At 38.6% G+C, this 10,409-nt stretch carries 10 protein-coding genes; 7 read left to right on the forward strand and 3 right to left on the reverse strand.

What is annotated here, in order from left to right:
* Positions 1 to 153: 153 nt before the first annotated feature.
* From JIG41_RS22490 to JIG41_RS22500, 3 genes are all read right to left on the reverse strand, one after another.
* Positions 154 to 555, reverse strand: a complete 402-nt coding sequence (locus tag JIG41_RS22490; RefSeq protein ID WP_230237177.1) for a MerC family mercury resistance protein — start codon at positions 553 to 555, stop codon at positions 154 to 156.
* Between the two features lie 102 nt (positions 556 to 657).
* Complete coding sequence (locus tag JIG41_RS22495; protein WP_004588890.1) at positions 658 to 1,035, reverse strand: MerR family transcriptional regulator; 378 nt, start codon at positions 1,033 to 1,035, stop codon at positions 658 to 660.
* Positions 1,036 to 1,077: 42 nt separating this feature from the next.
* A complete protein-coding gene (locus JIG41_RS22500) occupies positions 1,078 to 1,467 on the reverse strand; it encodes a Cd(II)/Pb(II)-responsive transcriptional regulator (RefSeq protein ID WP_004588889.1) in 390 nt (129 codons plus the stop codon).
* A 77-nt stretch (positions 1,468 to 1,544) separates the two neighbouring features.
* Between JIG41_RS22500 and JIG41_RS22505 the strand changes: the two genes are divergently transcribed.
* From JIG41_RS22505 to JIG41_RS22535, 7 genes are all read left to right on the forward strand, one after another.
* On the forward strand, positions 1,545 to 2,159 hold the full coding sequence (locus JIG41_RS22505) for a cation transporter (protein WP_004588888.1): 615 nt from the start codon (positions 1,545 to 1,547) through the stop codon (positions 2,157 to 2,159).
* Positions 2,160 to 2,214: 55 nt separating this feature from the next.
* Positions 2,215 to 2,946: a transglutaminase family protein gene (locus JIG41_RS22510; RefSeq protein ID WP_004588887.1), complete on the forward strand. Its 732-nt coding sequence runs from the start codon at positions 2,215 to 2,217 to the stop codon at positions 2,944 to 2,946.
* Positions 2,933 to 3,835, forward strand: coding sequence for a cation diffusion facilitator family transporter (locus tag JIG41_RS22515; protein WP_004588886.1), 903 nt, complete (start codon positions 2,933 to 2,935; stop codon positions 3,833 to 3,835). The genes JIG41_RS22510 and JIG41_RS22515 overlap by 14 nt, the downstream gene beginning before the upstream one ends.
* Before the next feature lie 55 nt (positions 3,836 to 3,890).
* Entirely contained in the window at positions 3,891 to 4,241 is a 351-nt protein-coding gene (locus JIG41_RS22520) for a hypothetical protein (RefSeq protein WP_004588885.1), read from the forward strand.
* A 74-nt stretch (positions 4,242 to 4,315) separates the two neighbouring features.
* A complete protein-coding gene (locus JIG41_RS22525) occupies positions 4,316 to 5,533 on the forward strand; it encodes a TolC family protein (RefSeq protein WP_008468875.1) in 1,218 nt (405 codons plus the stop codon).
* A gap of 64 nt (positions 5,534 to 5,597) precedes the next feature.
* Positions 5,598 to 6,854 carry an efflux RND transporter periplasmic adaptor subunit gene (locus JIG41_RS22530; RefSeq protein WP_063530010.1) on the forward strand — a complete coding sequence of 419 codons (1,257 nt, stop codon included), beginning with the start codon at positions 5,598 to 5,600 and terminating at the stop codon, positions 6,852 to 6,854.
* Positions 6,855 to 6,865: 11 nt separating this feature from the next.
* Positions 6,866 to 10,066 carry an efflux RND transporter permease subunit gene (locus JIG41_RS22535; RefSeq protein ID WP_055022222.1) on the forward strand — a complete coding sequence of 1,067 codons (3,201 nt, stop codon included), beginning with the start codon at positions 6,866 to 6,868 and terminating at the stop codon, positions 10,064 to 10,066.
* Positions 10,067 to 10,409: the final 343 nt, after the last annotated feature.

Here is a 10,409-nt window from a genome sequence, read left to right on the forward strand (position 1 = left end):
GGCGCATACCAACCTTCGTTACATTGTCAGAGCCGCTACTTTATTCAGGCTCCTAGGATCATCTGGTGATACAGATGGTTCACTCATTAAGCGGTGAACAGCGCTTCATACGACTTCACGTCGCACGCCCCAAAATGAGTTAACGTAAATGCACTAAGGGTGGCTTTGAGCGAAAAGCAGACATTGACCGTTAATCGTTTCAACGACGGCAATTAGCCATACGTTGCATGTTTGCTCCCTTACTGGTTTTACGATATCCAAAACCGACATAACGACCATTAAGCAAATACCAAAGTAAAATAGGTATGTGCTCCAATCATATAGCCAAAGAGGATAAAGCGTTAATAGCACTGCTACAGGCCCTAGAATGCTGAAGACAGCTCTGGTATGGTTTTTATTTTTGTGCCAGTTGTATAAGTTTACCAATAGTTCCAAAGATGCAAAAATAGGTAAAAGCGTATTTACAGCTATTCCTTCGAAGTGAGAGAAGAAGCCTAGTCCTAATGCCGATGCAAGTGACCTTAATGCAGGGAGGCAGGCCGTGCCGCTAGCCAAACGCCACTAGAGCCTACTCTGTCTAATATTTTATTTATCATTTGAAAGTCTATTGGTTGATATTACCATCATTCTAAACTCCGTATACAAGTACGGAGTCAATCATTTTAATGAGTCAATTATGGGGCAATGTGTTGGATCTTCGTTTTGCATACAGGTATTTGTCATACCCACAATTACTTTCTCTAAACGTTGAAGGTCATTAATTTTGTCTCGAATGATTGCTAACTTTTGTCGGTTTAATAGCTCAACTTGAGCGCAGTTGCTGTCCATAGACATTAGCGATTTTATTTCTCTTAACGTAAAGCCGAGCGCTTTGGCTTTTGTGATAAACCTAAGTTGTCCTGCTATTGATTCGTCATATTGTCTATAACCAGATATTGGTTTTTCAGGTTGTGTAATCAGTCCTTCTCGTTCATAAAAACGAATGGTTTCTACATTTAAATTTAATGATTGTGCTAATTTGCCAATGGTTTTCATTATTGCCTTTGTGAATACTACTAATCTAAAGTTATATTTAGTTCAACTATCTAATGACTTGATAATGCCACAGACTTCAATTGTACCGTCAGACCCGCAAGAGCTTGCCATTAGTTTTAACTCTTTTTTGAGTGCATTCAATTCCTTCATTCGTTGATTAACTAAAGTTAGTTGCCGATCAATTAATGCATTTACACTAGAGCAACTCTCCTCTGGCTTGTTTTTTAATTCAATGAGTCGCTTAATATCATTAAGCGGAATATCTAAACTTCGACAATGCTTTACGAACTCTAGCTCTTTAAATGCCTTATTAGAATACAACCTGAAATTCCCTTCAGTGCGATCAGGATCTGACAGCAAGCCCTCCTTTTCATAATATCGGATGGTTTGTACTGAATACCCCGATGTTTTCGATAACTCACCAATTTTCATAAAATTTCCAAATAAACTTGACCCTATAGTCACTATAGGATTTATAGTTAGAGCATACAAGTTAATCGGAGATGAAAATGAGCGATTGTGGGTGTGAAGTTGAGCTAAAAGATAACCAGCAAAAAACGGTGCTTTATTGGCTTCTGGCTATCAATGCCTCGATGTTTGTTTTTGAAATTGGCTTTGGTTGGTTATCAGAATCAACGGCTTTAATTGCAGATTCGTTAGACATGCTAGCGGATGCAATCGTCTATGCAATTGCACTATACGCGGTGGGAAAGTCAATCCAACATAAGGCTAATGCTGCTTTAGTGAGTGGCTATTTCCAACTGGGGTTAGGCGTGCTAATTCTAATGGATATTGCTAGAAGGCTGTATGGTGAAAGTGAGCCTCACTCTTGGTTTATGATTGGCGTAGGCATGGTTGCTTTAGTTGCAAATGTGATTTGTCTCATCCTTATTCGAAAGCACAACAACGATGAAGTACATATGAGAGCTAGCTGGATATTTTCAGCGAATGATGTAATTGCAAATCTTGGTGTCGTTATCGCAGGCATACTCGTTATGGTGCTGAAACAGCGTTGGCCTGATATCGTCATTGGTAGCATCATTTCAATGTTAATTCTTCGAGGCGCTTACCGAATACTAAGCGATGCTAAACAAGAATTAGCTGTTGCTGAGAAAACACGTTAAACACCAAATGAAGATAAACAATCAACCTTTGGTTGTTCAAAGTAAGGAAACATCAATGAATAGCAAATATCTAGAAAAAACCAAGATAGTAAATTTTGAACACTCTACAATTCAATCATTAATTTCTGAGCGTAATTGGCAAGAACTCGATGACTTCAACAAAATTGGTGCAGCCTACCAATTTGTTAAAGATGAAATATTATTTGGTTACAATGAGAGTGATGATATTTCAGCAAGCAGTGTTTTAGCCGATGGTTACGGACAATGCAATACCAAGGGTAACTTGCTGATGGCTTTGTTACGAGGATTAGGTATTCAATGTCGTTTTCACGGCTTTACTATTGAGCAGCGATTACAAAAAGGAGCTATTCCAACTTATGTATTTTGGTTAGCACCTAAATATATCATTCATAGTTGGATTGAAGTTTATTTCAAGGATCGTTGGATAAACTTAGAAGGCTTTATATTAGATGAACAATATTTAAGTTCACTACAGCACAAATTTAGTCAAATAAAAAACGAATTTTGTGGTTATGGTGTTGCAACAAAGTGTTTCTCTTCGCCAGATACAGATTGGCGTGGTCAAGATACCTATATACAAAAAGAAGGTATTCATGATGATTTTGGTGTTTATAATTCCCCTGATGAGTTTTATCTCGAAAAAGGAACTAACTTATCAGGAATCAAACGTTGGATGTATCAACGAGTGATCCGTCACTTTATCAATTTTAACGTAGTCAATGTAAGAAATTTAAAAGTTCTTGAGGTGGAAAATGCACAATCATAGCCATAGCCATTCGCATGGAAAAGACGACCGTATAGGTTGGACATTTTTCCTTAATGTTTCATTTACTATTATCGAATTTATTGGTGGTTGGCTAACCAACAGTACCGCTATTATGGCTGATGCTGTACATGACCTGGGTGACAGTTTATCTATAGGATTCGCTTGGATACTGAGTCGTTTCTCGGATAAAGAAGCATCCGATAGATTTAGCTATGGCTATCGTCGTCTTACCCTGTTTGGCGCATTAATTAACAGTATTGTATTAGTTATTGGTTCTGTCTGGGTGCTATTTGAAGCAATACCAAGATTATCTAATCCTGAAATGCCAATGGCTGAAGGAATGTTGGGTCTTGCATTACTTGGGGTTGCTGTTAATGGGTATGCAGTATTTAAACTAAAAGCGGGTAAAACGCTGAACGAAAAAGTACTTACGTGGCATTTGCTTGAAGACGTACTTGGCTGGGTTGCAGTCCTAATTGTTTCTATCGTGCTGCTTTTTGTAGATCTACCAATATTAGATCCTTTGCTTTCTATAGGCTTTACACTGTTTATATTGTTTAACGTTTTGAAAAACCTGAAAACAACATTGGCACTATTTCTTCAAGCTACACCTGATGAAGAAGTGCAGAATAATATTGAAAAAGCGATAAAGGCTATACCTGAAATTAATGGGATTCATCATATGCACTTTTGGTCATTAGACGGGGAAAGTCACGTATTAACTGCTCACCTAGAGTTAGCCCATAACTTTGAGGTTGATAAATTAATTAGGCTAAAACAACAAGTGGCTAAGGAACTTTCTTCTTATAATTTATCTCATACAACCATTGAGTTTGAGTTTCCTCAAGAAACTTGCCGTGACGAGCATGAAAAACATGCGCATGGCTAGTTTAGAAAACCTTTTTTTGATATTATAATTTTTCATATTTAAGTAGGTGTTTATTTTGAAATTCAATGTTGCGTTAAAAATACTATTAGTCGTTTCGATTGTTTTGCAATCGTTAACTGCTGTTGTATCCGCAACACCTGAGAATCACCAAATAGATATAGAGCACCTTCAAATTCAACATGATCATGCAGATGATCGAAATGTCTCAAATGATAATGTAGGTGATGAGCAGCATAATGAAAAAGATTGTCATCACTGCGGACATTGCAGTGGCAGCCACTTATCTTGGATTTTAGTCAGTAATTCAAATACCACGGGCAAACTAAACATTATCAATAAAACGCCTTATCAAATTGATCAAACAAGTACCTTTCTTGAAGCGATACTTCGTCCGCCTATTTCTTAATTAGATTAATTTTTAATGACCTATTATAATGGATAAAGGTTTCGTGTTTATTAATTTTAAAATTAAGAATTTTTATGTATATATATTTAAAAAATGCAGGTTTAGTCCTGTCTTTATGTATGGCTGTGAGTTTTTCAGTTGCCACTTATGCCAAACAGAAAAGTATTTCATGGCTAGATAGTCAAATAAATAAAGATCCCGAAGTTGTTGCGGCTAAAGAGTTACTTAATGCAAGTAATCATAGAGCCAAGAGCTTAACTAAAGCCGTATATAACCCAGAGCTTGAAGCAAGCTATGAAAAAGAGGGTGATTTTGATAATTATTCTATTGGTATCAGTCAAACGATTGATTTTTGGGATAAGCAATCAGCAAATAAAAGCATTGGTGAAATTGGTGTTTATGCAAACCAGCAACAATTGTTATCTCTACTCGATTCTAAAAAGGCTAACGCTTTAACTGCAATAGTTAATTGGCAAGCAGCAAAAAAGGTGGCTCAGTTACTTTCAGTAAGAGAAAATCAATTACAAACGCTCGTTGGAATTATTGAAGATAAGCGAAAAGCAGGACTTTTAGAGCCACTTGACGCTGAACTGGTTTATTTAAACTTGTCCCAAGTTTTCAGTGAAATATCTGAGTCGCAAATTGCTTTGAAAAATGCAGAGGTAAATGTTCAGGAGTTATTGCCTGATTGGACGCCTAATACTACCAATTTGTTTTCATTTACTTTTGGAGCAACAAACTATTCATTTAACTCTCAGTGGGTTGAGGAACATCCAAAAGTTAAACTCGCTAGAGCGCAATGGAAGATAAAACAATCTAAAGCTCAACTAACCACTATGGAATCTAAAGCCAATCCAACCATTGGAGTTAACGCAGGGAAAAGTGGAGATGAAGACTTGATTGGCGTGACTTTCTCAATGCCTTTAAATATCAGAAATAACTATTCAGATACTGTTAAAGCCGCTTATTCAGAAGCAATTGCAGCAGAGGCTAACTTTCGGTCGGTTTATCGAAAGCAGTCATTTGAAGCAAAAGCTAATTATGAATCGCTTATTGTCAGTAAAAAATATTATGAGCAATGGCAAAAACTGACAAAAGGCAGATTAGATAGCAGCGAAAACTTATTAAATAAGCGCTGGGAAGCTGGTGACATTAATACTTCTGACTACTTACTTGCATTAAATCAACGTGCGGAAGGGCTTCATGCAGGAATACGTTTGGAAAATCAATTCAAGCTTGCAGAAATATCCTTCATTTTAAGTATGGGTCAGTTATCCAAATTTGAGATTTGAGCGCTTTGTTTTTTCAGTAGCGAAAAACGAAATCTTAAATTTATTAAAAATATAGGTTACAAAAATGAATACAATATTTAGTAAAAAATTATTAGCCGTAGTAATTAGCAGCCTGTTAGTAGGGCTTACTACAAGTCATGATGCTTTTGCACAGTCGTCAGATGTTACTGATTCTGTCACAAACGTTTCGAAACAAGAAGAAAAAGAACATCAAGATGAGCATGAACACGAAAAGGGACATGAAGAAGATAAAGGTGACCATGACGAGCACGGCCATGAAGGTGGTAATAAAGAGGGAGAAGAAGGACATGAAGAAGGTATCACTATTGATCCAAAGAAGATGTCGCTTGCTAACATTAAAGTGGAAAGTGTTAAGCCTGAATATCAATTTAGCTCCGTATATGCACCTGGCGAAATAAAAGCTAATGGCTATAAAAGCTACGTGGTTTCACCTCGTACTGAGTCCGTCATTATTAGTCGTCACGCAGCGCTTGGAGAGCACGTAGAAATAGGCCAAAAGTTAGTCACTTTATTTAGTGAGGCAATGGCACAAGCGCAAGCGGACTATTTAATTGCCTCCACCGAATGGCAACGTGTAAAAAAGCTGGGTAATAAGACGGTGAGTGAAAGTCGATTATTACAAGCTGAAACAACATACAATGCGAGCTATGGCAAGCTCATTGCTTTAGGGTTAACTGAAAAAGCAATAAATGGTATTTCTAACAAAGACATTAAAGCATTTGGACAATATGCATTAACGGCGCACCGTGAAGGTGTCGTGCTTCAAGACGACTTTATCCAAGGGCAACGTGTTGATGCTGGGGATTCAGTCATGTTGTTAGCTGATGAAAAACAACTATGGGTTGAAGCAAAAGTTTCTCCAAATAAAAAGCTAAATTTATCAATTGATTCTCCTGCGGTACTTAAATTAGAAGGCCAGAGTTACAATGCCAAAGTTATCCAAGAAGCCCATACAATTGATCCCGTAACTCGTACAAGAATTATTAGATTGGGGGTACAGAATGCTGATGATAACCTTCATTCAGGTATGTTTGTAAAAGTTTACTTTCAGTTTGCCACAAAGCAGAAAGTGATGGCTGTGCCAGAAGAAGCATTGATCCGCAGCGCAGATGGTGATTGGACCGTATTTGTCGAAGACCACCCTGGAGAATTTAAAGCTGTAGAAGTAGAACTAGGCCGAGCCTTAGGTGATTTTAGGGAAATCATTGGCCTTGATAGTGGGACGCGAATTGTAACCAAAGGCGCATTTTTTGTTGCTTCTGAAATCGCTAAAGGCGGATTTGATCCGCATAACCACTAAGGAGCAAGACTATGTTTAATAAAATAATAGATTGGTCTGTTAATAATAGACTCCTGATTTTGATTGCGCTGTTTGCCACTATGGTTGGTGCAGTTATGGTGATCCCAAAATTAAATTTGGATGCCTTTCCTGATGTTACTAATGTTCAAGTTGCTGTAAATACTGAAGCGCCAGGACTGGCTGCTGAAGAAGTTGAACAACTCATTACGTACCCCATTGAAGCGGTAATGTATGCCCTACCTGATGTAGAACAAGTGCGCTCAATTTCTAAAACAGGCTTGTCTGGCGTTACGGTTGTTTTCAAAGAAGGCACCGACATTTACTTTGCAAGACAACTCGTATTTGAGCGTCTTCAAGCCGCAAAAGAACTGATACCAGAAGGTGTTGGGACACCCGAAATGGGACCAAACACCTCTGGGCTGGGCCAAGTATTTCAGTATCTTCTTATTTCAGATAAAGGTGCAGGTTATGATGCTATGGCGCTTCGAAGCCTTAACGATTGGATTGTTAAGTTACTCGTTATGCCTGTCGATGGAGTCACTGATGTATTATCTTTTGGTGGTAATGTTAGGCAATACCAAGTCAATGTCGATCCATCTAAGCTCTTAGCATATGAACTAACGCAAGAAGACGTTGTTGGTGCCCTAGATAACAACAATGCGAATGTTGGCGGATGGTACATGAACCGTGGGCAAGAGCAGCTTGTGATTAGAGGCACAGGCTGGTTTGAGAGTGGTGAGGCTGGCATCAGTAATATCAAACAAGTTCCCGTTAAAACAGTAGATGGTACGGTTGTTACGGTTTCAGATATTGCTAAAGTTGAAATGGGCAGTGAAATTCGTCAAGGTGCTGTCACCATGACGCGCAAAACCGAAGACGGTAAAGTCGAAAATTTAGGCGAAGTTGTCTCTGGCATTGTCTTAAAACGCATGGGTTCAAATACTAAAGCCACCATTGATGGTATCAATGCAAGAATTCCATTAATTAATCAAGCATTGCCAAAAGGTGTTCGCTTTGAGCCTTTTTATGATCAGGCTGATTTGATTGAAAAAGCGGTAAATACAGTGGTTGATGCACTATTACTAGCATTTATTTTCATCTGTATTGTATTAGCACTATTTTTAATGAATTTACGTGCAACCTTCTTGGTATTAATATCTATTCCAATTTCAATTGGTATCGCGTTAATGATCATGGCTTGGTGGGGCATTTCTGCAAACCTTATGTCACTGGGTGGCATAGCGGTCGCTATTGGTATGCTTGTAGATGGCTCAGTGGTTATGGTTGAAAATATGTTTAAACATTTAAATAGACCTGACGCGACACATTCGAAATCGGTAAAGGAACGTGTTCCAACTTCTGACGCAGATCCGCACGATGTAGAACACGATGAGCACGGCATTAAATTACGTCTGCAAAATGCAGGTAAAGAAGTGGCTCGTCCCGTCTTTTTTGCTGCCTCGATTATTTTAGTCGTATTTGCGCCATTGTTCAGCTTTGAAGGGGTTGAAGCAAAGTTATTCCAACCTATGGCAATAAGCATCATCTTAGCCGTTGTATCTGCGATTGTGGTTGCGTTGTTTATCGTACCTGCACTGGCAACTTATTTATTTAAGTCAGGTGTAAAAGAGAGGGAAAGCTTTGTTCTTAGGCCATTAGACAAACTCTACAGAAAAGGGCTTACATTCGCACTAAAACGCACCAAGTTAGTCATTTCAGCCGCACTTATATTAGTTTTCTCTGCCTTTGCATTAGTTCCATTAATTGGTACTGAATTTGTACCTGAGTTAGAAGAAGGGACGATAAACTTAAGAGCAACGCTGGCACCTTCTTCCAGTTTAGATACCGCGCTCACTGTGGCACCAATTCTAGAAGAAAAACTAATGGCTTTTCCTGAAGTAACCTATGCATTAAGCCGAATTGGTCGAGCCGAAATAGGTGGAGATCCAGAGCCTGTGAATAACATAGAAATTTACATAGGGTTGAAGCCTGTTTCTGAGTGGACCAGTGCATCTAATCGATATGAACTTCAAGGGAAAATGGAGAGATCTTTAGAGGAGTTTCCTGGCTTACTACTAAACTTTTCTCAACCTATTGCGACTCGTGTTGATGAGTTACTATCTGGCGTAAAAGCTCAGTTGGCGATAAAGTTATTTGGCCCTGAGTTAGACGTTTTAGCAGCTAAAGGACAAGAGATCGAAGCGGCTATAAAGAGTGTTGATGGTGCAAGAGATGTTGCTCTTGAGCAAATTGCAGGTGAAGCGCAACTTGTCGTAAAACCTAATAGGCAAGAGCTATCGCGCTTTGGACTTTCAGTTGTTGATATAATGGAAGTTGTGCGAGATGGTATTGGAGGGGTTGAAGCTGGACAAATCATCAAAGGCAATGAACGTTATGATATTTACGTGCGTATTGAAGAAGAGTACCGACAAAATAAGGAAGCTATTTCAGATATTCGAATTCAGTCACCAACAGGCGCCTGGGTACGCTTAGGTGATGTTGCAACTGTTTCATTTGAATCAGGTCCTCCTCAAGTAAGGCGCGATGATGTTCAAAGGCGTGTCGTTATTCAAGCAAACGTTCAGAATAGAGATATGGGTAGTGTAGTAGCCGACATCAGAAAAGTTATTGCTGAGAAAGTTGACCTACCTTCAGGTTACTCGGTAGCAATAGGTGGCCAATTCGAAAGCCAGCAGCGTGCTCAAAGCAGACTAGCTATCGTTGTACCTCTATCTTTAGCGCTAATTGCATTGTTACTTTACTTTGCTTTTGGCTCTGTTGGTCAAGCTATGCTGATATTGGTCAACGTGCCGCTTGCTGTAATTGGCGGAGTTTTCTCCTTATATTTATCTGGACAATACTTGTCTGTACCAAGCTCCGTTGGCTTTATTACCTTATTTGGTGTAGCGGTATTGAATGGGGTCGTTATGGTAGAAAGTATCAACCAACGTATTAAAGACGGTCTAGAAGCATCTAAAGCCGTTTTTGAAGGCGCTACTTCAAGATTAAGACCTGTACTTATGACTGCTATAACATCAGCTTTAGGTTTGATACCGATGTTAATGTCTAATGGTGTTGGTGCAGAAATACAGCGCCCATTAGCGAGTGTTATTGTTGGCGGCTTGGTAACTGCAACACTGTTAACATTATTTGTTTTACCTGTTTTATATCGCTGGTTTTCAGAGAAAAAAATAAAAGAGCTATCCAGATAAAATTACTGTGAACTCTAACCCCACGCTAAAGTCACGTTTAGCGTGGGGTTATTGAGTAGATGAACGAAAAGAAAGATTAGATTTAACAATAAACTAATAGTCATGACTGCTTTGTCGGAATATTTGTCGTTAAACAGGCCAAAGCTAACTTCCGCTTTCGTATCTTTGCAGTCTTAATCTCTATGTGTCTCAAGGTCGGATTATGGCACAGACTGTGTGAAAACTCTGATCACCTTTTGGTCTAAGTATGTTCTGCTTATGATCTATTAATCTATACATTTAGTTCACTTAATATACTGATATTTATATAATTAGACTATTGATTCAGTTGAGGGTTGAGGCA

This window comes from Pseudoalteromonas sp. bablab_jr011 (assembly GCF_016464045.1).
In the GTDB taxonomy this organism is placed as follows: domain Bacteria; phylum Pseudomonadota; class Gammaproteobacteria; order Enterobacterales; family Alteromonadaceae; genus Pseudoalteromonas; species Pseudoalteromonas lipolytica.